Annotated in this window: 15 protein-coding genes and 2 pseudogenes; 10 read left to right on the top strand and 7 right to left on the bottom strand. The window is 65.5% G+C overall.

All coding sequences use genetic code 11. From position 1 onward, the window contains the following. Nucleotides 1-2,345 precede the first annotated feature (2,345 nt). From ACF1G2_RS30455 to ACF1G2_RS30425, 7 genes and pseudogenes are all read left to right on the top strand, one after another. Nucleotides 2,346-3,587: a globin domain-containing protein gene (locus ACF1G2_RS30455; RefSeq protein WP_391801378.1), complete on the top strand. Its 1,242-nt coding sequence runs from the start codon at nt 2,346-2,348 to the stop codon at nt 3,585-3,587. An 80-nt stretch (nt 3,588-3,667) separates the two neighbouring features. Further along, nucleotides 3,668-4,270, top strand: coding sequence for a pyridoxamine 5'-phosphate oxidase family protein (locus tag ACF1G2_RS30450; protein WP_391801437.1), 603 nt, complete (start codon nt 3,668-3,670; stop codon nt 4,268-4,270). Between the two features lie 973 nt (nt 4,271-5,243). Continuing rightward, nucleotides 5,244-6,053: pseudogene (locus ACF1G2_RS30445) on the top strand (IS5 family transposase). Between the two features lie 65 nt (nt 6,054-6,118). Next, the gene (locus ACF1G2_RS30440; protein WP_391801377.1) at nt 6,119-6,829 is read left to right on the top strand and encodes a hypothetical protein; all 711 of its coding nucleotides are present in this window, start codon (nt 6,119-6,121) and stop codon (nt 6,827-6,829) included. Nucleotides 6,830-6,886: 57 nt separating this feature from the next. Next, nucleotides 6,887-7,180, top strand: coding sequence for a hypothetical protein (locus ACF1G2_RS30435; RefSeq protein WP_391801443.1), 294 nt, complete (start codon nt 6,887-6,889; stop codon nt 7,178-7,180). Between the two features lie 565 nt (nt 7,181-7,745). Then, nucleotides 7,746-9,080 carry a toll/interleukin-1 receptor domain-containing protein gene (locus ACF1G2_RS30430; protein ID WP_391801376.1) on the top strand — a complete coding sequence of 445 codons (1,335 nt, stop codon included), beginning with the start codon at nt 7,746-7,748 and terminating at the stop codon, nt 9,078-9,080. 25 nt (nt 9,081-9,105) lie between these two features. Further along, on the top strand, nt 9,106-10,089 hold the full coding sequence (locus ACF1G2_RS30425; protein WP_391801375.1) for an AAA family ATPase: 984 nt from the start codon (nt 9,106-9,108) through the stop codon (nt 10,087-10,089). A gap of 452 nt (nt 10,090-10,541) precedes the next feature. Here ACF1G2_RS30425 and ACF1G2_RS30420 read toward each other — a convergent pair whose 3' ends face one another. Next, on the bottom strand, nt 10,542-10,700 hold the full coding sequence (locus tag ACF1G2_RS30420; RefSeq protein ID WP_391801374.1) for a hypothetical protein: 159 nt from the start codon (nt 10,698-10,700) through the stop codon (nt 10,542-10,544). A gap of 416 nt (nt 10,701-11,116) precedes the next feature. Between ACF1G2_RS30420 and ACF1G2_RS30415 the strand changes: the two genes are divergently transcribed. Then, the gene (locus ACF1G2_RS30415) at nt 11,117-15,265 is read left to right on the top strand and encodes an NB-ARC domain-containing protein (protein ID WP_391801373.1); all 4,149 of its coding nucleotides are present in this window, start codon (nt 11,117-11,119) and stop codon (nt 15,263-15,265) included. An 11-nt stretch (nt 15,266-15,276) separates the two neighbouring features. Here ACF1G2_RS30415 and ACF1G2_RS30410 read toward each other — a convergent pair whose 3' ends face one another. Beyond that, nucleotides 15,277-15,702 (bottom strand): hypothetical protein, encoded by a 426-nt coding sequence (locus ACF1G2_RS30410; protein ID WP_391801372.1) that lies wholly within the window; start codon nt 15,700-15,702, stop codon nt 15,277-15,279. Nucleotides 15,703-15,832: 130 nt separating this feature from the next. Next, nucleotides 15,833-16,975: a hypothetical protein gene (locus ACF1G2_RS30405; protein WP_391801371.1), complete on the bottom strand. Its 1,143-nt coding sequence runs from the start codon at nt 16,973-16,975 to the stop codon at nt 15,833-15,835. Between the two features lie 209 nt (nt 16,976-17,184). Between ACF1G2_RS30405 and ACF1G2_RS30400 the strand changes: the two are divergent. Continuing rightward, nucleotides 17,185-18,307: pseudogene (locus tag ACF1G2_RS30400) on the top strand (IS630 family transposase). A 28-nt stretch (nt 18,308-18,335) separates the two neighbouring features. On the opposite strand, the gene ACF1G2_RS30395 reads toward ACF1G2_RS30400, so the two are convergent. From ACF1G2_RS30395 to ACF1G2_RS30380, 4 genes are all read right to left on the bottom strand, one after another. After that, on the bottom strand, nt 18,336-18,653 hold the full coding sequence (locus ACF1G2_RS30395; RefSeq protein WP_391801370.1) for an Imm51 family immunity protein: 318 nt from the start codon (nt 18,651-18,653) through the stop codon (nt 18,336-18,338). 751 nt (nt 18,654-19,404) lie between these two features. After that, a complete protein-coding gene (locus ACF1G2_RS30390; RefSeq protein ID WP_391801369.1) occupies nt 19,405-20,130 on the bottom strand; it encodes an ABC transporter ATP-binding protein in 726 nt (241 codons plus the stop codon). After that, nucleotides 20,127-20,645, bottom strand: coding sequence for a hypothetical protein (locus tag ACF1G2_RS30385; RefSeq protein ID WP_391801368.1), 519 nt, complete (start codon nt 20,643-20,645; stop codon nt 20,127-20,129). The genes ACF1G2_RS30390 and ACF1G2_RS30385 overlap by 4 nt, the downstream gene beginning before the upstream one ends. Before the next feature lie 52 nt (nt 20,646-20,697). Then, a complete protein-coding gene (locus ACF1G2_RS30380; RefSeq protein WP_391801367.1) occupies nt 20,698-21,912 on the bottom strand; it encodes a hypothetical protein in 1,215 nt (404 codons plus the stop codon). Nucleotides 21,913-22,038: 126 nt separating this feature from the next. On the opposite strand from ACF1G2_RS30380, the gene ACF1G2_RS30375 reads away from it, so the two are divergent. Beyond that, entirely contained in the window at nt 22,039-22,596 is a 558-nt protein-coding gene (locus tag ACF1G2_RS30375; protein WP_391801366.1) for a recombinase family protein, read from the top strand. The last annotated feature ends 422 nt before the right edge of the window (nt 22,597-23,018 follow it).

The raw sequence follows: 23,018 nt of genomic DNA, 5'->3' as shown, positions 1-23,018 counted from the left end.
CCCTAGACGGCTTCATATACGTCGCCCTTCGGGCGCTTTAGTCGCTTCCTAACCCGTTTCAAGCCTCTGACCTGCAGGTTTAGCCGGGGTGAGGGGGCAGCGACTCAACCGGCGGCCAGTCACTTTGCATGAGTCGCTGTCCGTCAGCCCTGCTACTCGTCAGACGACCGGCAGCCCCACGCTGACGCACCGACGTTGCGTAAATACGCCAGTGCCACGGTCGCTTGAGTCGCTCGGGAACACGACTACTCCGCTCCTTGCCCGAGCCCCTCCGAGCAGCACCGAAGAATGATGCTCGGCGGGGGCAGGGCCTTCTCCAATGACGCCGACGGAAACTGCGGATGGCGCGGACAGGCTAGACAGTGCGCCCGGACCCCCTTCAGGAGTCGGCAGTTGCACTGACATACAGGGCCGGCATCGAGCATGAGGAACAGCAGTGAATCGGCGTGCGCCGGCATCGCCGAACTGATCTGCGATTGGTAGCAAGCGTGTGACGGCCACCGGGCGGCCGATATCACTGCACTGCTCACCCTCGACGCGCAGCCATGGCATCAGCCCTCACTTTCCTCGGGCCGGCAGAGATCGCCGGCTAATACGCGTTTCCCGCCGCCGCCGGGGCCACGCTGGAGGTGCTCCATGCCCTGCTGCAGGATGACTTTTGGCCGCTGGCTTCGCGAACGCGACCTCCTGGCTCTGAGCGGTGACCTCTTTCCTGTACGGCTCTTCTAGTGACACTGCCGGAAGCAGCGGACCCTTGGCTGGTCAGGCGGCGGCGCGTTGACCCGGATCACGGCTGATCTCCGCAGGGCAGGCGGCACTGAATTGACGCAATTACGCCACCTCATACTATTTTTAATTGAGTAATGGTCTGGTGTCATGACTGTCGAGAGGATCCGGCCTCCCGGGGGGAGTCGCCTACGGCCTTTCCCGCATGTGGCACGGCGCCGTGGGGGTAGCCGAGCCAGGTGAGCGGTCCCGAAGCTGTCAATGACATCGGGACCGCTCACCGTTGTCCCTGAGGGTGTCGGGACGCGGGTGCTGCTCGAACCGTTCAGTTGGCCTCGGGGCTTGGTTCAAGCCGAGCCGAGGAAACAATGATTGCTCCATCACTGTTCACCGGTTCCCCAGCATCGTTTCCACGGATTTGCGAATCAGGGGGCGGCACGGTCCGCGGTACACCAATGGGTGCTTGGAATACGGCCCATTCAGATTTCTGCCAGAGCCGTTCCGAATGCGCAATTGTTGGCACTCGGCGAGCAGTCCATTGAACGAACCGACGGCCCGTCATGAAGGGCCGCGATCCCAGACGGCGTATTTGCGTCACCTGGACATCAGTATGTTGCCTTCGTCCCACTCGCACCGCATTTCCGCCCTGGGCGCCTCAGTACAGTGCTACACGACGATCGACCCCAGGAGAACGGACGGCGACGTGGGCAGGCATCGAAAGGCCAGCGGAACACTCCACACGCGATCAGCAGCCGTCAAGGCCGCCGCAGCCCTCAGTGTTGCCACTGCGATCGCCGCCGTGGGCGTCAATTCCGCTTCGGACGGCCCCGCTCGCGTGCAGGCGTCGTCTGAATCCGGTGATACTTCGATGCCGTCTCTCACAGTCGCCTCCATCACTGCGATCGACTCACGTGGCACCGCTTCCGCCGCCCCGACCGACCTGGCCACACACTCCGCGGCGCAACGCCGGCTCTCACAGTCGCCCCCGCAGGAGCGCGTTCCTGCCCCAGGGGTGTCCGGTCCTGTGCATGACCGACCGGTGACGCGGCCCTCGCACTCCCCACTGCCGGTGGAGCCCGCGTCTCCCACCTCTCCCAACAGCCCGCCCGCGCAGCAGCCCATTCAGCCCCCCGCCGTCGATCCGGACTCCTCGGGCAGCAGCGAGCAACCTCCTGCCAGGAACGATCACGGAGGGCTCGGTGGAGTGGTCATGGGTGTCGGTGATCTCGTCGACGACCTGCTAGGCATCTGACATCCGGTGAGTTCGCCCCGAACCATAGGCTCCCATCATGCCTCGACAGTCGCTTCGTGAGGCCGCACAGAGTTCGAACGGTCGATTCGGCTCAACAAGCCTCTGCCCGGCGCCAGGCACACGGATCCTTCCCCCGTACGGTTCGCCAGCTACCCCACAGCCTGCGCAGCCTCGCTGTGAGTCAAGCCCGTACGTACCCAGAATCCGACCACCTCATGGTGCCTCGATGCGCCCGCCATGTCTTGAGGACCTATGCCCGTCAGTGAACTGCCCGTTCGTCAGACCCATCGGGGGCACCGCTCCCACAACGCGGTACCTTCCAGTCCTCCGAAATGCCGCCAGTATCGGGTGACGGAGCTCTGATCACTTGAGGTTCCGCATCAGACGTTCAGGCAACACCCCTGACCTCCCATACTCGGAGAATTCGGCACCTGTCGCGGCCGAGCACACCCGTGAACTAGAAGGTGTCGAAGCGCCGCTGTCGGCCCACGAGATTGAGCTCATACGCTCATCCGTCTCTGTGGTCGAGCCACTCGCCGCAGACATGACGGTGTACTTCTACGCCATCCTCTTCGCACGCTACGCCGAAGTACGGCCCATGTTCCCGGCGGGGATGGACTCCCAGCGGGGCCGCCTTCTGCGCGCGCTGCTCCGGATCGTCGATTTGGTCGACGATCCGGAAAGGCTGGTCCGCTTCTGCGCACACCTCGGACGCGACCATCGCAAATTCGGCACACTCCGCGACCACTTCCCCGCCGTGGGCGAATGCCTCCTCGCCTCTCTGGCCCGCTACGCCGGCCCCGCCTGGACTCAGGACACCGCCGCCGCGTGGACCAAGGCGTACGGAGTGGTCGCCGACGCCATGATCAGCGCTGCCGAGGAAGACGCGAAGGCGCGGCCCGCCCTCTGGCCTGCGACGATCGTGCACTCCGTCCGCTGCGGTCCCAGCATCGCCGAGGTCACTCTCCAGCCCCACACGAGCTACGAGTACGCCGCCGGTCAGTACGCCAGCATCGAAACACCGTGGCATCCCAAGCAGTGGCGCTACTACTCCCCCGCCAACGCACCACGCGAGGATGGCACTCTCACCTTCCACGTACGGGCAGTGCCCGGTGGCTCGGTCAGTCAGTCGCTCGTGCACCGGGCCGCAGTGGGCCAGGAGGTCCACCTGGGCCCGCCGATGGGCGACATGGTGCTGGACTCCGCCGTACACCGCGACTTGCTCTGCGTTGCCGGAGGCACCGGCCTCGCCCCCATTCGCGCGCTGGTCGAAGAGGTTGCCCGCCGGGGCGGTCGGCACCAGGTGAGCCTCTTCCTTGGCGCCCGGACTGGTGCCGAGCTGTACGGAGTGAACGACATGCTGCGCATGGCTCAGCAGCATCACTGGTTGACGGTCAGGGGCGCCGTCTCCGACGAGTACGTTCCTGGGATCCGGGGGTCCTTGCCGGAGGTCTTGGCCGAGTACGGGCCGTGGTACCAGCATGACGTCTTCCTCAGCGGTCCCCCTCCGATGGTCGCCTCAGCCAGGCAGACGCTCACGCTCGGCGGCACGGCAAGCGACCGCATCCATCACGACCCGTTCGACACCCCCGTCCTGGCCACCTCCTGAGGCACCGGGCGGCCCCGCACCCGCCGTTGCCGCCTTCCCCTTCCCTCCCTGTAGGAGAACACCCCGTGACTTCGCGCTCGATGCCCTCCGGATCAGCAGGTGAACACCTTCTGCAGCAGCAACTAGGCACCACCGACCGCGCCCACAGGTTCTACGACCAGCAGGTGCGTCCCAGCCTCACATCCCAGATGCGGGACTTCATCTCTCGTCAGTCCATGGTCTTCCTTGCCACCTCCGACTCGCGCGGAGAGTGCGACGCCAGCTTCCGAGCAGGTCCGCCGGGATTTGTTCACGTCATCGATGAACTCACTCTGGCCTACCCAGAGTTCCGGGGCAACGGCGTGCTCGCCAGTGCCGGCAACATCTCGGAAAACCCTCATCTCGGCATGCTGTTTGTGGACTTCACTCACGACCGCGTCGGGCTTCACGTCAACGGCAGGGCCCGCCTGTACACCGACGCGGACCTGCGCTCGCTCCATCGCGGATTACCGTCCGAGGTCGCACCAGGGCGCGGACCCGAGCTGTGGGTGCATTTGAGCGTTGAGGAGGCCTATATCCACTGTTCCAAATATATTCCTCACCTGACCAGATCTCCCAGCCCGGCCCTTCATGACCCCGCGCGCCCCAAGGACGCACATTACTTCACTAACGGCTGTCTCAAGGTTTCCGGCGCGGAAGCCTAGGGCGCTGTCGTGGCGTGGGCGGAGATGTTCCGATCCAGCCAGCAGGTTCGAAACAACCTCTCATGAAAGCGGAGACCATGAAGAATTTGCGCTCGACTCTCGCAAGCATCGCCGGCGCTGCCGCAGCCGCCGCACTGCTGATAAGCGATACAAGTGGCGCGACGACGGTCATGGCTGACCCTGGGTGGGGCGTAGCACCGACGGTGGAATTGGGGCAGGCACCCAGGCAGGGTGGAGGCGCTCCTTCTTTGATCGCTGCCGGCGGCCCCGGGCCCGGGTGCGGCGTGGCAGTGAAGGTGGCGGGATGGAGCACAACGCACGCGCCGAGTGCTCCTTCGGTTGGCGCGGCACGGCCCGGGCGTGGGCGGGCAATGGGGGAAGAAGGTTGGGGCCCGGCGCCCAAGCGAGTTGGGTGCGCCCCTTCGGGCGTGGCGCCGAAGGCGGGATCAGACATGGCTCCCAAGTGAGGCTGAACTGCCCCTGAGAGCAACTCGGCCGGCTTTCGCCCTGCTGCCTGAGAGGGGTTCAACTCTCACAGGCGGCCCGCCCTCTTGAACGGACCCCGTCCTTTCCGGAGGCCCGGGCCAGCATCAGGTAGTGCCCCTGGTGCTGGCCACCACTCTTGCCGCGATTGCGCTCCGTGTGGAAAGGACGGCGGTCTGCACCCCAATGCTGGTGTCCCTCAGCGAAGTATGAGGCGCGATCGACCGCAAGGGTGATCGGCTGGCCAGGCCGCGAACTGGTGGCCTCGCGAACCGGTAAATAGCGCGACCCGGTCCTCGGTCCGACGTCGACCCCCGCGGTTCCGAAGACATGGGCTCTTGCGCATCGCGGGCTCATCTTTGCCGACGGCCCGCGGGGCCGCGGTGGATGCTCACGGAGCGCAAGAAGTCGTTGGTCTGTGTCATCCGGGTTCGCGGTAGGCGCGGTTTAGACGTCGTTTCTTATGGCTTGATCCTTCGTTGAGCAGTGCATGGCGAATCTGGTTGAGCGGCTGGTGCCGGACGAGTTGTGGGTGTTGTTCCGGCGGGTGGTCCCGCCGACCGAGGTGATACGTCCTCAGGGCGGGGGTCGGCGACGGGCCGGTGACCGCGAGGCCCTGGCGGCGATCATCTTCGTGGCGACCTCGGGCTGCACGTGGCGGCAGCTTCCGCCGGTGTTCGGCCCGAGCTGGCAGACGGTCTACCGACGCTTCGCCCAGTGGAGCCGGGCCCGCGTCTGGGCGAGGCTCCACCGTGTCGTCCTCGACGAGCTCGGAGCCTACGGCGAGCTGGACTGGTCGCGGTGCGCGATCGACTCGGTCAGTCTGCGGGCTGCAAAAGGGGGCCACTGACGGGACCGAATCCGACCGACCGCGGCAAAATGGGCTCAAAGATCCACCTGATCACGGACCGGAACGGACTGCCGCTGTCGCTCGGCATCTCCGGCGCCAACATGCACGACAGTCAGGGCCTTGAGCCGCTTGTGCGGGGCATCCCGCCCATTCGTTCCCGCCGCGGACCTCGCCGTCGTCGCCCAGGAAAACTGCACGCCGACAAGGGCTACCGACTACGACCACCTGCGCCGATGGCTCCGCAAGCGCGGCATCAGCCACCGCATCGCCCGCAAGGGGCTCGAGTCCTCGCAGCGGCTTGGCCGCCACCGATGGGTCGTCGAGAGGACCGTGTCCTGGCTCGCCGGCTGTCGCCGACTCCACCGCCGCTACGAGCGCAAACCTGAGCACTTCCTTGCCTTCGTCGGCATAGCCGCGACCCTGATCTGTCACCGCCGCCTCACCAAGTAGAGCGAAACCTGCTGTTGTAGGCCCCTGCTGCCTCGGACTGGACGGGCGATGCTTGAATGCCGGGCATGACGGATTGGCCCAGGCTCAGCGACGCATACGGTTCAGCGGAAGGGGTGCCCGACCTGCTTGACCGGTACGAGGCGGACCCCGAAGCTGTCTCAACGGAGCTGGTTGACCGGCTCTGCCCGATGTACGACACCGCCTTCTCCGCAAGCTTCGCCGCCCTGCCCCGCCTTCTTGGGATCGCAGCCGGACGAGCGGCCGGCGAACGACTGGAGGTGCTCTACCTGGCGGGAGCGATCACGCGGTGCGCCCGTTCTTCACCCGAGGCAGCTCAGATGGGAACCCTGGAAGCGGCCGCGTTCTGCCGTCTGACAGAGGAAACACTCACCACACCCATGACCGCAGTGGACTACGTCTTCCTGCTCCAGTCATGGATGGCGTTCCAGGGCGCCGAGGTCTGGGACCGGAATCTGGAGAACCTTGCGGAGGGTGAGCATGAAGTCGACTGCCCCTACTGCGGAGTGATGCTGACCATCGTCTTCGGAGAGGAAGGCCACTTCGCGTCCAGCGAGGACTACGCGAACCCGAAAGCGCAGAGGTCGCCCTTGCGTCCGATCGACCCCGCCCAAGCGGGCGGTGCGGTACAGCAGCTGTACCGCCGGGCCCTGGCAGATGGCCAGAGAGTCGTGGCACACGGGCTGCCATACATGTTCGGACAGGCCGTCTGCACCGACTGCGGCACGGAGCTCTCCGTGCTGGACAGACGGGCGTAGCTCGGCACTGTGGGTGAGCGGCAGGCTTCACCCACTCCCAGAGGTGCAGACGATTACTTGCAGACCAGCCTGCCGGCCATGCGCGGCTCAACGAGCAATCACGCCATAAGAAACGACGTCTTAGGAGGGTGCAGAGCCGTCTTCCATCGTCGCCCCTCCGCGATCGTCGCCGCCCTCGCGGTGACGGTCGCGGTCGGCCTCGGCGGCGTGTATGTCGCGGCCGCGGCAATCGTGGCGCTTGGGCCCGAAGCGGCCCACCAGACGCCCGGTGAGGGTGGTCATGAAGACCATCAGCAGGGCGGTCATCGGCAGCAGGGCCGCGCCGAGCGCGCCGCCGGCGCTCGCGGCTGACGAAAGCCCCGTAGCCCAGGACCTGCTGGAGGTAGAGGTTGAGGAAGTACCACATCGGGATGGAGTAACGCGTTCAGTTCGTCCGGCAGATCACCCATGTGACTCGTCACTTCCTCCGTCGCTCGGCCATGGTTCACAGCCCCGCACCATCATCGCGTCAGATTGACAGGGCCGCTCCCGACGGCAAGCCCCTCATAAGGAACCGCGCAGCGTGGGCGCGCACCGCCGGACTCGCACAAGCGTGCCATTCGACGCTGGCGTATCCATCGGGATGGCGCCTGTGGACGTATGACCTGATCGAATGCTGCGTGCCTGTCCTTGCCGCAGTATTGGGCTAGTCGCGTAGAAGCTCACACCATGCCTGCGCCGTCATCGCCGCCGGACTCGCCGGGGCGCTACGGCGGCCGCGCCTGGCGATCCCGCCTCTGCGCGGGCGTCGGGGATTCTGTCGTCAGGCCCACCGGCTGGGGTGCCGCGTGCGTATGTTGCCCAACCGCCTGCCGAGGCATACGGATGTCCAGCACAATCAGTGCAGGGGTAGCGCTCGGTGCCAGCGAGGTGGCCGGTGCTGGAGGCGAGGGGTGGGTGTGCGCTGAAGATCTTCATTAGTCACGGCAGCGGCAAGGACGCGGAGGTCGTGGAAGCACTAGACATCATCGCGCCTCAGCTGTCCGACCGAGGCTATGACGTCTTCACGGATGTCGAAAAGCTACGCGTAGGCGAGCAGTGGAGTCCGGCCCTCTACGAGGAGATGTACCTGTGTGATGCCGCGATCGTCCTCTTAGGCCCCAACACGATCGCGGAATCTCCATGGGTTCGCCGAGAGGCCGAAATCTTAATGTCACGGCGTATCGTGCGCAGCTTAAAGACCGTTATCCCATGCTTTCTCGGCGCCAGCAATACGAAGACGGCGAGAGAGCGTGGATTCGGTGCGCTCTTAACCCTGCAGGCCGAACTCGGGCAGCGTGAGAAGAATCCGTTGCCGGCGGGGGAGCTTACGCGGCGGATCGCGCAGTGGGTTCTTGACGAGTTCGCGCCTGTTGCAGGTCCATGCGGAGAATCCGCCTTCTTCGAGTGGACGAAGCGGGTCTCTGGATATCTTCGTGTCGCGCGGGAGCGTGACTATGAGTCGTTGAACGACATGGCAGGGGCACTCTGCTGTTCGGCGGAGGAACTGCTGCACGTGCGGGCCAGCGTGGGGGCAGAGCTGTTCCTGGCACACCTGCTATTCCGGTCGGGAGAGCTCGTGCAGCAGGGGCAGGGAAGCCTCCTTCCTGCTGCGGTCGCAGCACTCCGGCCTAGCCTGGGCGCAGGCCGATCGGGCCTCGCGGCGGAGCTCATGCCCTCGTGGGTTGATCCTGAGACGGCCGCCTGCTTCGTACCCTCCCCTTCCTGCAGCGAAGAAGCCCCTCTGATTCTCTTGCGCGCCGGCGGTTCCTGGGCGGCGGAGCAACACATCAAACGAGCCCTATGTAATGCTCCCCGGGCCTTTACGAGCCGCGCGCTCCATGCTAATGGCGCTATTCCGATGGACGAGAGCACCCCCGAAGAAGAGTTGCTGAACGATTGCTTCGCTGCGCTCGAAGAAATCTTCGACATTCCCCCGGGGTACACCCTGGACCCCGGCCTGGTGCAACCGCGCCCTGGATGTCGTGAGTATCTGGTGATCAACGCGAGTGGTCATGACCTTGAGGACGTGGCCAGCGTCGTTAACAGTTTGCACAAGGATTACCCGTGGCTTGTCATCATCGTGCTCCATCCTGAGCCCCTCCCAGCCGGAAAACTACTTGACGATCTCGGCCTCACAAGAGCGGTCAAGGTTGACCTGGCGAAGAGCCTGGAGATGCGCGCCTACTCGTTCATGCGAAGCCTCGAGGACGTGGCTGGCATTGCTAGTTGATAACACATATGGAAAGGAGTCGGCCGTGACGGAAGCTCCGCGGGGAGACGCACCCGACGACAGCATGGTCTATGTCATGCCCGAGGAGTTAGACCTCGCCATCAAGGTTGCGCTCGCTGCCGGCAGGCCGTTGCTCCTGAGAGGGAAGCCGGGATCAGGAAAGAGTTCCATGGCTCCCTACGTAGCTCAGGAGCGGAACTGGCGCTACTACAACTACGTAGTCACTTCCCAGACCCGGGCCCGCGACCTGCAGTGGACCTTCGACGGGGTGCGCCGGCTCGCTGACGCGCAGAGCCACCGTCTCTTCAGGGGCCCAAGGCATCTGGAGGCGGACTCCTACGTGGAGCCGGGCCCACTCTGGTGGGCCTTTGCGCCGCGCTCGGCATCTGAACATGTAGCGCGCAGCGCCCGGCTGCGCAGTCCGGCAGCAACCGAGTACAAGCATCCGGAGGAGCTGCGAAACGAAGGCCGTCTCGCCCGGCACTCCGTGGTCCTGATCGATGAGATCGACAAGGCGGATCCCGATGTGCCCAATGGCCTCCTGGTACCGCTCGCTCTGCAGGAGTTCACCGTCGCCGAATCCGGGACACGGGTGACGGTTGAGGCGGACCCGGAAGCGATGCCCGGGCGCCCCTTCCACCAGCATCTGGTGGTCATCACGACCAATGAGGAGCGGGAGTTGCCGCAGGCATTTCTGCGCCGGTGCGTCATCGCGGAGCTCACCCCGCCCTCCACCTCCGAGCAGTTGGTCAAAATCGCCGAGGAACACCTGAAGGTACGGCTCAAGTCAGAACCAGCGCCGAGCGACATGCAGTTGGCAGAGGCTCTGGCACATGAGCTCGAGACGGTGCGCGAGTCCGCACGACGCCAAGGGGTCCGCGAACCCAGCACAGCGGAATACCTCGACGCACTGTGGGCATGCCGCGAACTGAAAATCAAGGTCGGACAAGGCCAGTGGGACGCTGTGCGCGGGCTGACTCTCGTCAAGCCGCAGCATCTGCGGAAGTGAGAGCGCAGATGAAGCAGGCAGACGCCCTGCCAGTGAGCCCCCGCGGCGAGAACTGGATCGCGGACATGGCACGGGCCGTTACCGCGCTCGGCGTGGAGACGTCCGATCACGCGACACTGAGCCGCATCGCGGCACTGCTGGGCATGGAGAAGGCTGCACCGGCGCGGCCGCCTGCCGGTGACGAGCGCCTCCAACGAGCCCTATCCTTGGAGGCCACGGTGAGCCCCACAGCGGAGCCCAGCAAGCCGGCGTCCCAACCTTCACGCGGGCCTGCCGAACTCCCCGAGGAACCGTTGCAGGTCTTGCGCCCGGTAAGCGCCCAGACGCCGGGCTCAAAACGCGGATGGAGCGAACCCGCGCTCGCTGAACAGCAACGCAGCAAGCCTGAGCCGCTACCCCACCAACCCTTGCTTCCACCCACGTCGGAGTCCGCCACCCTTCATCTGCTGCTGTCACGAGTGGTGCGCGAAGGACCAGTCGACGTCGCCGCTCTGCTGGACACCGTATGCCGGGGAGACGTCCTGTCGCAGCTCCCGCGTGAACCTGTCCGCACGCTGCGCTTCGGCGTCCAGGTCCTCGTCGACCTCGGCGTGGGCATGCAACCCTTCCACAGAGACCAGGCAGAGCTAGTGCGGCGAGTCAACGCACTGGCAGGAGAGCACAGCTGCGACATCAAGTACTTCTCAGAGTCCCCCTTACAACGCAGCGGAGCCGCGGCGGGATGGACGTGGAAGGCCTATGAGCCACCTCCGCCCGGCGCGAGGGTTCTGGTTCTGAGCGACTTCGGCGCGCACACGGGAGGCGCGACACCCCAACTCGAGACCGAGTGGCGACAGACGGCGCAGCTCATCCGGCGTGCAGCGTGCCGGCCCTTGGCGCTGATCCCCTCACCGCCTGAACTGTGGCCGCCCTGGCTGCAGCGGCTGATGCCCGTACTCAGTTGGGACCGTCAGACCACGACCGCCCGCGTCCACTCCGCGCTCTCATGATCGGGGGCCGGAACAGCGACCCTCGCGAGGTCCCTCGGGTGGAGGATCTCCCAGAGCCTGCAAGACTGCTTGCCATCGTCCTGTGCACCGCTACACGCATCGAGCCCGAACTAGTGCGGGCAATCCGAGTCGAGGTTCGTCCCAACCTGACGGTGTCTGCCGAGGCGGCATTATGGTTCGGGCCCTGGTCGCTGCGCAGCACAGCCCGCTCCATGGCGTTGCACCATGATCTTCTGCGTCCCTTGCGGGATCTGTTGCGCGCGGAACTTGAACGAAGCGCGGATGGAGCTTTGGTGCGTGAGGCGGGAGAAGTCATCTTCCGCGTGCATGAACATCTGTCCCCCACCCTTGCGCTGGAAGAGCAGGTGACCTGGGCAGCGGTGTGTGCCGACGCCGGCTTTCGCCCGCAGGAGGCCGACGCCGATATCGACCGCCTGCTGGAACGGGCGCTGCGGGCAGCAGTACAGACTCCAGACCGTCGGCAAAGGCTCCAGCGATGGTTCGTTGGAGCCTGGCAGCGGTTCCCCGACAGGGTCCGCCAGACTCCAGCTGCGCTGGAACTCTTTGGGGTGCTGGGCGGTGAAGACTACGCCCTAGACCGGACAGGAACCATCGCCCCCGTCCCGGGCGCGCACCTTGACGGTGTTGAGGACGTGATCGTCGCCGTGCGGCACGACGGATCCCATGTGACCATCGGTGATCCCCGCTGGCCGGCGGAAGGGATCCTCGTCCCGGACACGCAGCCACGAGTCCTCGAGGTCGCACCCCACGTCCACGCCTGGGACGACGCACAGAAGGTACGTGTTCCCCGCGGTGCACAGATGGCGCTGCCCGTGGCCCATGTTCCCGTGTTCCTGCGGACCGCAAGGGGGGTGGTGTACGAGCTGGGGGCGCGCGGAGCCTCGGATGTTCTGGCCTATCCCGCGCAGCGCGCATCCCGTTCCCCCCATCGCGGCCTGCTCGGGACACGGATCACGGAATTGCGTGACCGAGATGCGCTGCAATTTGGCATCGCGGCACGCCTGGTCACGCGAAGTGCCAGAACTCTGGCCATCACCGAGCCCGACCGCCTGATCTTGACCGACCTTACGCCGCGGATGGCCCGCGCGAGTGACATCGCACTTCCGCTGCTCATGAAGCAGGCATCTCACAAGAGTCAGTTGGTGGTTGTGACAGGCGGCCCGTCCAGCGGACGCACGAGGGCAGCGTTTGAGGCAGTCCGTCAGGCTTTGGGCGACTGGTGGATCTGGAGCCCTCCGGTCATTGGGCGCCGCCAGGCACTGGTGGATGCGGTCAACGACGACCGGCTGGGTTCTCACACGGTGCTGTGGCTCGATGATCTCGACAGAAGCCTCATAGGTGACGCCGGCGAGGAGCTGGCACGCGCTCTCGCCAAGGTACTTGCCGATCCAGCCCTTGCCCCTGTCCTCATGGTCGCAACAGCAGAACCCGATCTTGCGATGCGAACGGATCTCGGGCCTGCCGCACACACCCTGGCGTCCGGAGCGCTATTCGTTCAGGCAGCCACTGGTAAACAAGGCAAAACAACCCCGGCTGCTGATGCAGTTTCCCGGGTTTGCGACCGAGCTATCGCACGAGCCGCAGCCGCAGAACCCGGTCACAAGATCGAAGCCCCCAGCCATCTTCCGGAACGCCCCATCCACTTCACGGGGCGGGCAGCTGCAATGCAGCGACTCCACGCGCTGTGGGCCGACACGGGGCCGCGCCACAGAATGATCGCGGCGCTGGCGGGGATGCCAGGCTCAGGCAAGACGGCACTGGCCGTCGAAGCGGTGCACCAAGCGCGAGAACGTGGCTGGTTTCCTGGTGGGGTGCTGTGGACCAGCCTGGCAGAGCAGCCCTTCACTCCGACAACACTTCTGAGCGCGCTGGGAATGCCACCCCTTGCAACGCAAACCATGTCCCACGACGAAGCGTGGCTGCTGTGCTCGGCACTGATGCACCAGGTCACAGGCGCGGGCGCCCGGCCAGCTCTACTGGTTCTCGACGGCGCGGCGCGGGGCGACCACTCTGCCCTGAGCAACCTCGCGCCAGGTCTGTCGGTACTCCTCACCACCCGGTCAACGGTCCCCCCAACTGCCGAACCAATTGCAGTCGATCCGCTGAGTGCCACAGAAGCCGTCCAGCTGCTGACCCGCATCCTGCCAGCCGCGCATGTGCCGGGTACCCGACTAGGTGAGGCTATGGACGAGATAGCAGCCCTGAGTGAGAGCTGCGGGAGGCTTCCCCTGGCGCTGGCTGCCGCGGCGAAGCTACTGGAAGAAGACCCCGCTCTGACGGTGACGACGCTGCTCCTTCAGCTGCAGCGTGCCCAGATCATGGCCGATGTGTTTCCCGTCGGTGACGGCTCGGTCCGTCATGCTCTCGACTGGGGGTACCTGCAGCTGACGCCCGTGGAGGCATCCGCCTTCCGTCTACTGGGACTGATGCCTGGCGAGAGTTTCTCCGGAACCGCTGCACTGGTTCTGACCGGCTCTGCCCCTGACGGCCTTCTGGAGAAGCTCGCCGACCTGCACCTGCTAAGGCGATCGGCGCAGTCAGCTGACCAATGGAGGATCAACAGCCTCGTCAAGCAGCACGCGGCGGACCTGTGCCGCAGACACGCACTAGAAGACCATCAGCGCAGAGCCTTGATGCGGCTGATGGGCTACTACGAGCAGTACGCGCGCGAGGCTGACACGTGGACCAGGGCCGAGCAGAAGAAGAGGATCGTCTTCTCCTCACGTCAACAAGCAGTGCAATGGCTGGAAGACGAGCGAGAGAACCTCGTCGCAGCCGTGGACATCTGCCTGCGTGAAGGGCTGGCACAGACCGGTCAGGCCATCGCGCTGGCCCTGGCAGAGTTCCTGACGCAGACACGGCAGTTCAGCGACCTGCTGCGTGTCATGAACGCAGTGCTGAACTCACCTGCGGCCGATGAATCGGACCGATACACGCGATCCGCAGCACTCAACAACTTCGCAGTCGCCATGGCGACCACCGGGGACTTCGACGCAGCCATGACGGCATTGAAAGACGCGGCACGCCTGGGAAGCGAAGGAGGCGACCGCTCCGCCGCCTACGCACTGATGCTCGGCAACCTCGGCGCGACCCTTCTTATCGGACGACGACACAAGGACGCCGTCCGGGTCCTGACCGACGCAGCCGATCGCTTCACAGCGATCGACGACCGCATGGGATTGACGCAGGTCCTCATCAACCTCGGCACAGCTCTGCTCGACCTCGGCGAAGCTGGCGTCGCTGTCACCCATTTGGAGCGGGCTCTAGAAGCGTCAGAACACGTCGAAATCTCCATCCACGACGAGGCGATTCTGCTCACCGCTCTCGGGACGGCTCAGCTGCGCAGTGACAGGACGGAAGAGGGCCTGACGCACCTCTCGCTCGCAGCAATCCGCGCCGGGCGGATGGGCGAAGCCGGCGGCCAAGGCGCAGTGCTCGAGGCCCTAGGCCGGGCCATGCTCGAGGTCCGACACTTCGAGGAAGCCATCGGCCTGTTCTCCAGAGCCCTTGTCCTCTACCGCAAACTAGACGATAGGCCCGGCCAGGCGCGCGCAGGCAACAACCTGGGGCTCGCACTGCTAGAGGACGGCGAGGAAACACAGGCCCTCCTCGAGTTGGAGCGAGCCAGAGACGCCTACCTCTCGATCAATGACCTTGCGTCAGCAGCCCAGTGCCTGAACAACGTGGGCAACGCTCTGCGGCGCCAAGGACGTCACGAGGAGGCCACTCTCACCCTGGCCAGAGCCGCCAGTGAACTGCGAGGCGTTGGAGACGAGCGGGCGCTTGCCGAAGCACTGCTCAATCTGGGGCTGTCCAGCGTGGAACTGGGCGATATCCGCAGAGCACACGCCGCCCTGTCCGAAAGCGCCGAGACCCATAAATCACTCGGCGACATCACCTCCCGCGCACGGGCGCTTCACGCACTTGGACGTATGGCCCATACCGACAACGACATGCTGGCCGTGGAGCACCTGCGTGCAGCCACCGAGGCCTTCCGCCAGGGCCGGGACACCACAGGCCTCGTCGATTCCCTCCTACTGCTCAGTGACCTTCTCAACGCCACCGGACAGCACAAGCAAGCACAAGCCACTCTCGCTGAGGCGCTCCAGGTAGAGGCATCTGCAGAACGGGACACCTCGCACGGCCCAGAAGGCCAGAGTTCCTGAAACGCCAGCCTTCAAGGATGACGAGAAGGCGCAGGAGGACCGTAGGTGACAAATGTGACGAGGCTGTCCGGGCCCGACTGCACCACCGAACCGTGCAGGGACGCGCTCCTGAAGTCAGGACCGTGATCGTGAGTGAAGGAGCGCTGCCTCGCGTCCTGCGCCCAGCCGGCCAGCTCTCGAGAGAACCGAGGATCGCGCTGTGCGCGCTGGTCCAGAGCATGCAAGAGCGCCTCCGCGCGCGCAGGGTCGACCGGGGAGGCTTCGAACTCGAGCAGCTCGCGCTGAGCGATTGGGATGAGCTGCCCGTGTGCCGGTTCCGTTCTGGCTACCAGATCACCCAGCCGGGTCCAGGCACTACGTTCCGGCTCTTCCGCCAGCCCGTGAACTACTCCCAGCGCGACTCTGACCAGCAGCGCTGCCGACAGCCCCTCGTCCATACGCGACCTCCCCCTTAGCAGCGGATCCCGACTCACGGCACAAGTATGGATGAATCCACCCAAGACGGCCTCGTCATCCGCTGCCCGGTATGTACCCCGCCGCAGAAGAAGATAGGCCCCCCTAAGTAGCTCACCTCGGCGGAGCAGCCTCCGCCTGAGCACCCGCTGGCGCGCCTTGCCCAGGCACCGCAGGCGTCGGGGCCGCGCTGGCCAGCGGGTCGACCCCCGCAGGAGCCGCTCCGGACCGCAGACGTTCGAAAACAAGGTCGAAGGTGAATCCCGCACTGAAACCGAGCGGCACGGTGAAAAACAGCAGGCGCCGCACATCGAGCGCGTCGAGCAGCGTCGGAACAGTGAGCAGCTGCGAGGCGCAGTACAGCAGCACCGAGACCAGGCCAGCCCCCAGACCGCGGACAGCAGCACGCAACGGACTGGATTCGGCCTCGAAAGAGTGCCGGATCAGAGCCCCGCCAACGGATGCGACCAACGGGGCGAGGAGCAGCAACGACAAACTCCGGACACCCGCCGGGCCTGCCGGCGGGGCGAGAACGATCGCCGCGACAGCCAGCACCATGCACAAGACAGAAAGCACCAGACTGGCGCTCGCCCGCAGGGCGGCCCACCGGTCCGTCTGCAGTGCCGCCGCCTCGGCCGCCCGACGAAGCTCCCGCTGCTCTAGCAACGAAGCGACCAGCTTCGGCGCAGTATCGGGATGCCAGTCGTCCCCCATAAGAGCAATGCTCGTGTCACCCAGGCCGTTGCGAATCTTGTCGAGATTCACCCAGACCTGGCCAGCTCCGCCACCGAACGCCGCGATCGGCAGCACAGGTATCTGCTGAGACATAGCAATGATTCCTGCGATGCGGGTTGTCTGCCCTCCGCCGACCAGAAGGACACCGTCGCAGTTGAGCAGAGTCCGGTAATAGGACACCTCCCACTCCCCGCTGGTGTCCCGCACCGTCTGCACGGTGACAGCGCTATCGGGCGGCAGAGCGAAGTCGACGGACTTGTGACGCGGCGGGTAGGCGAAGACTCTGCCAGGAGCTTCCGCCGTGCCAGCCTCGGCGTAACCCTGCACGACGTCCGCTTCGATGTACGTGGACTTGCTTGAGAAGACGGCTAGGTCGCAGCCTGCCCGGAGCAATTCTGCTCCCAACAGTCTGCACGCCCCCGGAGCCGCTTCCGCATCGCGCAGAGGCGGGTTGAGGTTACGTACTCTGTCGACACTGCCGACGACGGCGATCAAGGGACGCGAGCGCGCTGCTGCAGACATGACTCATGTTTAGCGGTATTGCCTACCCGATGTGGGCAAGTTCCGCTTTCACGCAGTACTGATAGGCACCTCTGTTCGAGAACAGCAATGAGGTCGGGCATCGCATGGGCAGCCATCCTCACTGCTAGTGCTGTGACCGCATAGGTTCACCGGGTTGCTCGTTGTGCTGGTGGGAAGCGATGTCGCTTCCCACCAGCAGGGGAGGCGGGATGGCACCACCGGTCAGGGTCCGGAGGCTGACGGAGCAGGAGGGGCAGGAGCTCCAGCAGATTGTTCGGCGGGGTGGTACGAGCTCGGTGCGGTTTCGGCGGGCGATGATGCTGCTGGCCTCTGCCGGCGGCAGCACGGTCCCGGTGATCGCGCGGCTGGTCCAGGCGGACGAGGACACCGTCCGTGACGTGATCCACCGCTTCAACGAGATCGGGCTTGCATGCCTCAACCCTCAGTGGGCGGGAGGCCGTCCCCGCCTGCTGAGCAGTGACGACGAGGACTTCGTCATCCAGACGGCCACCACCCGCCCGACCCTGCTGGGCAAGCCCTTCACCCGCTGGTCGGTCCGCAAACTTGCCGACCACCTGCGCCGGAACATAGCCAGGCCCGTCCGGATCGCCGCGAGGCCCTGCGGTGCTTACTGGCCCGCCGCGGGATCACCTTCCAGCGAACGAAGACCTGGAAGGAGTCCCCGGACCCGGCCTTCGACGCCAAGCTGGCCCGGATCGAGTACGCGATCAACGAGCGTCCTGATTGCACGTTCGTCTTCGACGAGTTCGGGCCGCTGGGCATCCGCCCCACCGCCGGCTCCTGCTGGGCCGAACAGAGCCGCCCCGACCGGCTGCCGGCCACCTACCGCCGCACCCACGGCATCACCTACTTCCACGGCTGCTACTCCGTCGGCGACGACAAGCCGTGGGGTGTCAACCGGCGCCGCAAGGGCATTGACCACACCTGGGCCGCCTTGCGGTCGATCCGAGCAGCCCGCCCGGACGGCGGCCCGATCTACGTGATCCTGGACAACCTCTCCGCCCACCTCAACTGGAAGATCCGCAGGTGGGCGGCCAGGAACAAGGTCGAGCTGTGCTTCACACCCACCTACGCGTCCTGGGCCAACCCCATCGAGGCCCACTTCGGGCCGCTGCGGCAGTTCACCCCCTCGCCAACTCCCACCATCCGAACCACACCGTCCAGACCCCGGCCCTGCACGCCTACCTGCGCTGGCGCAACCAGAACGCCCGCCACCCCGACGTCCTGGCCGCCCAACGCCGCGAACGCGCACGCGTCCGCAGCGAACGAGGTCTCCGCTGGGGCGGCAGGCCACTGCCGGCCGCAGCCTGACCCCGCTCAACCCGGCGAGGGCATAGCACTAGTCGTCGAACTCGAAGCCCGAAGCCTCCGCACGGGCGATGATGTCGCGGACTGCCTCGGGGCTCGTGATGACGGATCCGACGGCCGTTTTGAGTCGCGCGAGGTCGCTCGAACTGCCGACCGCGCAGAACATGCCAGCCTCGCTGTCGAAATCGACGTGCTCGGCAATAACCGGCCAGGCAAACCGCACGAGACTTTCCCAGAAGTACCCGTTCGGCTCGTGTCCGGCGGCAACTACTGCGGCATCGGCAGCCAGGCCGCCGGCATCCAACGTCAGCGAGTGCTCGCCATCGAAGTCATGAAGGTGGATGGTCACGGCCCGATCGTCTCACCCCAGCACGCGAACCGTTCGTCCGGTCCCTCACAGCTCTCGAACCCGGTGAACCTTCCCGGTCACAGCACTAGACGAGCGGCGCTGACCCGGCGCCAGCCCGCGGGCCATTCCATTGCACCCGCGGATACGGCGCAGATCTGCGCGAGCGGACTCGCGGAGTAGACCACGCAAGCCGGCCTACACGCAGTGGTCATGGAGCAACGACCTGCCCACAGAGGAAATCGCGTAGTCGGGCACGCGTTGACTACAGCGGCCGGCGGTCATACTGGCAGCAGTCTCGCGCGATGCGGAGGCGGTGCTCGATGCCGCCGAGAGTAAGACCGTGTGCGCCAGCCGCACGGCTCTCACGCAGGGGATCTTCCGTTCAGGCTGTGAGGGGGCGGCCGAGCGTGTCGCGTCGCCCACTGCAGCTGGGACGCGCAAGCCCGAGCTACTGCTTCACTCGTCGTCATCCAGTAGCGGCAGCAGTGCCCGAATGCTATGTCGGTAACTTCCCAGGCGGTGCTGGGGGCAGAGCCTGGGAGGGGGGTGCAGCGCCCGCCGTTCCGAGCGACTCAAGCGACTAATTTAGTGGCCTACTTGCACACCGACGGAGCGCCAGGAGTCGGCCCACGGCCCCGACGCTGGACGTCGACTCCACCCCGCTGTGCGAACAGGACCTGACCGCTGCCTTCCTCAGCCAAGCCACCTGAACTTGGCTCGGGCGACGAGCTGGCAGCGACGACGGGCCGGTTCAGACCATGAGCGCGCTGTAGGCGGCTTCTGCCCTGCGGCCTTCGGCGACGTCGGGCGGGCTGAGCGCGAGGAACTCGGCGGTGGTTCCGCTGTGGACCATGCTCCCTGCGACAAGGACCGAGACGTGGTCTGCTTCTTCGGCGAGGTCGGCAATGTCGTGTGTGGAGATGAGCACGTGCACGTGCTCCGAGAGTTCGCCGGCGAGGTCGCGGAAGATGCGCCGCTGGTGGGGGTCCATTCCAGCTGTGGGTTCGTCGAGGAGGAGGATCCGGGCGTCGTGGACGAGAGCAGCGGCCACGCCGAGCCGTCGGAGTTGACCTCCGGAGAGGTGGTGAGTCCTGGCGTCGGCTTGGGCGGTGAGATCTACGCGGCTCAGAGCCATCTTCGCTGCTTCGTAGGCGTGGTCGGTAGACATGCCTTTCAGCCAGCCTGCATAGGCGACGTACTCGCGAGCGGTCAGCCGTGGCATCGGCGTGACGTTCTGTGGCATCCATGCGACCCTCCTGCGGTAGTCCACCTCGCTCGAGGACTGCCCCTCTAGCTTCACCGTCCCTGCCCTCGGTGTGAGGACGCCGGCGGCAAGCTTGAGGAGAGTGGACTTCCCAGCGCCATTGGGGCCGCGCAGGATCGACAGTCCGTGCGGCACGGTGAACGTCAGGCCGTCGAGGACAGACGGTTTCCGTCGTCGGTACCGGAACGTACAGTTCGAGAGCTGAATACTCATCTGTCTCCCCGACTGAGATGAAGGTGGACTAGCACACCAGCAGTGAGGCTGGCGATCGCGGCTACGGCGGCGTGAAGGGCACCTGCGGGTTCAGGCAGGACGGTCCACGGGTCGGGGTCGGGCCAGGGTCTGCTGCTGAAGAACACTACGACGGCGATCCAGCCGACGGGGGTCATGACAGACGCTTGTCCTGCCAACGGGCGTGTCAACAGGAACAGTCCGGTCAGGAAGGCCGCGTTGCGAAGCACGCAGATCAGGACGCCAGAATCCGCGGCCATCGCGAGGACGAGAGCAGGCGCCAGAGTTGCAAGGACGAGAGCGACGTCGAAGCGGGAGACAGGACGAACCGCGCTTGTCTCCAGGGCGGGCACATGTGAGTCGAGAGCGAGCGCGGTCGCGACGACCAGTGGCACGGGCAGGAACATCGTGAGCACAGCTCTTTGACTGCCGGCGAACAGAGAAGGCATGAGGACTGATTCGCCTCCCACCCACAAAGACAGCACGATGCTGAGCATTGCTCCTGCGGCGACGAACGGGATGCGCCGAACCTTGATCCACCACCGCATATCAGCGTGCACACGCTTTCGAAACGCTGTCATTGAACCAGGCGGCCTGTGCCTGAGGGCTGAGTGCGGACACCTCATCAAGCTTCCGGTCGACCACTCCGTAGCTCTGTCCATTCCCTCGGTCGATGCCGGCCCGGAACCGGTCCCACGCCTCTTCGGTGTGCGTGATTCGGGCCGCCCAAGCGATCGTGACACGCCGCAGCAGCGGGTCCGGGCGGCCGCAGTCCAGTCTCACCGCTGTCACAACGAGGGCGAACTTCAGATCCTTTTGCTGGGCGGCCAACGTAAGCGGCGCCCGCCAGGTGGTGGCCGTGGAGGGCTTGGAAAACCGGCCGTCAGGAAGGCTGTCAATTACCAATTCCGGGCGGCGCTCAACGCCCGCATCACGGAGGGACGTCAACACCTGCTCGGTGTACTCAACCGCCTGCGTAAGTGACGACGCGGTGGCCTGCGGCATGCAGACGCGGGGGCCCTGGGGTGCGCTACGGGCACAGGGCATGTCCGCTATTGCCGTCAGCAAGGGCGGATTGTAGTCATAGTCCTCCACCGCCGAGTACGTGCCAACGATCCCGCCGGCAAGGACACATAGACTGAGCGCCCACGGAAGCCACACCAGCCGAGTTGGAGCCCACAGAAGAGCCACGGCGAGGGCGAGACTTCCGGCAACTGCGACATGCGGCCACAACGCGTCGAATGCGGCGGCCTCCCCGAACATCAACTGCTCCGGAAACTGCCCCGAGATGTGACGGGCCCAAGGAGCGTCAACCGTCACCGCGAAGGCCACGGCCACCCACGTCGTCACAGCCAGGAGAGGTGCACCGATGATCCTCGGCAGTCGTCTCCCCACTGCAAAACCAATGACGGTGTGACACAAAGCAACGATGAGCCCCATGGCCAGGGGACGCAGACTGAGCCACGTCGGCCACACGCCTTCCATAAGCAAGGCCATGCTGACGGGACGGATCAGCGAGGCCCACGCGAGCATCACCACCGGAAGGAGGGACTGCGCTGCAATCAGGACTCGGGAACGCCCCAGCGGCATTTCCCACACGCCAGCCTGTCGCAAAGTGCCTGATTCCCACAAAGCCAGAGACGATGCAACCGCATAAGCGAACGGGTAAGTGAACATCAGCGGGTAAGAGGTAATGGTCGGTGCGTGCCCAAAGTTGTCTGTAGGAGGATGACCAGGGCCGACCATGGAGTACAACAGTGGCAATGCGAGAGCAAACGGTGCTACCCAGGTAGCGGCGGACGATCGTAGGGGTATTGCAAGCCTCAAGCCGAGTCCCCGTCCTTGTGTCAGGCGCCAGCGCCGTGCCCGGCCACACATCACTGCACAGGCATGGCGCTCGATACTCAGCCTGCAGCAGAAATGACTACCACACCCCGCGCTTCATGCTCGTCCCCAACGCCGCGCCGAACTCGAAGCCCGTACCCCGCCGACCGCGGCCCCGGACACGCATGGGAGATGGCCCCGGCCATTGACCCCGCCGTGCCCGAGGCCACCACGAAACCCACGAGAGTGGGCTACGCGAGGTGCAGCACCGCCCAGCAGGAACTCGGGAGCCAGTTCGACGCGCTCGCCGAGGCCGGGTGTGACCCGGTCCTCTCGGAGAAGATCAGCACCCGGGTCAAAGTCCGGCCCGAGTTCGTCAACGCGATGGACTTCGCCCGCACCATCAAGAAGGCCGTCCCCCACCAACGGGGGACTTTCGGTGCACGAGATGAAGCGTCTGGGCCGCGGCGCCGCCGAACTTCTGGCCATCGCCGAAGACCTGCTCTACCACGACGTTCAGCTCGAACTCGTCACCGGCTCCCTTCAAGGGTCTACGACCCTTCCGGTCACGGCGCCGCCCTCTTCGCGTTCTTCGCCGGCATGGCGGAGTCGGAGCGCGAGTAAATCCGGGAGAAGTCCCTGGAGGGCAAGGCGTTCGCCCGTGAGCGCGGCCGTCACGGCGGACGCCCCAAGGTCGTCGACGACGACATGGCCGACTACGCCCGCAGCCTGCGGGCCAACGGCTTGCCCGTACCGCAGATTACCCAGAAGCAGGTCATCACCCCGGGCAAGAACTAGGGCCAGCGGCCTTCGGTCGCCACTGTCTACCCCATCCTCGCCGACACCGGCGAGGCCGAAGGCGCCAGCTGACAGGGCTTCAAGATCAACTCATTGCCCCTTTGATCCGTTTCGCGGCGATACCCTAGTAATCAGCGCCGGGTTGGTTCTGTCATCGGATGATCGCTCCGCCCGTCCGAAACGCGACGTCGCATTTCCGCCAGTGCTCATAGCTCACTCACGAGAGAGTGAGCGAAGGCTCGTGTTCC

This window comes from Streptomyces sp. NPDC013457 (assembly GCF_043089925.1).
Classification (GTDB): Bacteria; Actinomycetota; Actinomycetes; order Streptomycetales; family Streptomycetaceae; genus Streptomyces.
The sequence above is the reverse complement of the archived record's forward strand: the minus strand, read 5'-3'. Positions and strand labels throughout refer to the sequence as shown.

Excerpts from the sequence above, each read along its gene's own strand:
- ACF1G2_RS30450 (WP_391801437.1), top strand. The coding sequence starts at position 3,668 with ATGCCCTCCGGATCAGCAGGTGAACACCTTCTGCAGCAGCAACTAGGC.
- ACF1G2_RS30440 (WP_391801377.1), top strand. The coding sequence starts at position 6,119 with ATGACGGATTGGCCCAGGCTCAGCGACGCATACGGTTCAGCGGAAGGG.
- ACF1G2_RS30410 (WP_391801372.1), bottom strand. The coding sequence starts at position 15,702 with ATGGACGAGGGGCTGTCGGCAGCGCTGCTGGTCAGAGTCGCGCTGGGA.
- ACF1G2_RS30405 (WP_391801371.1), bottom strand. The coding sequence starts at position 16,975 with ATGTCTGCAGCAGCGCGCTCGCGTCCCTTGATCGCCGTCGTCGGCAGT.
- ACF1G2_RS30390 (WP_391801369.1), bottom strand. The coding sequence starts at position 20,130 with ATGAGTATTCAGCTCTCGAACTGTACGTTCCGGTACCGACGACGGAAA.
- ACF1G2_RS30385 (WP_391801368.1), bottom strand. The coding sequence starts at position 20,645 with ATGCTCAGCATCGTGCTGTCTTTGTGGGTGGGAGGCGAATCAGTCCTC.
- ACF1G2_RS30375 (WP_391801366.1), top strand. The coding sequence starts at position 22,039 with ATGGCGCTCGATACTCAGCCTGCAGCAGAAATGACTACCACACCCCGC.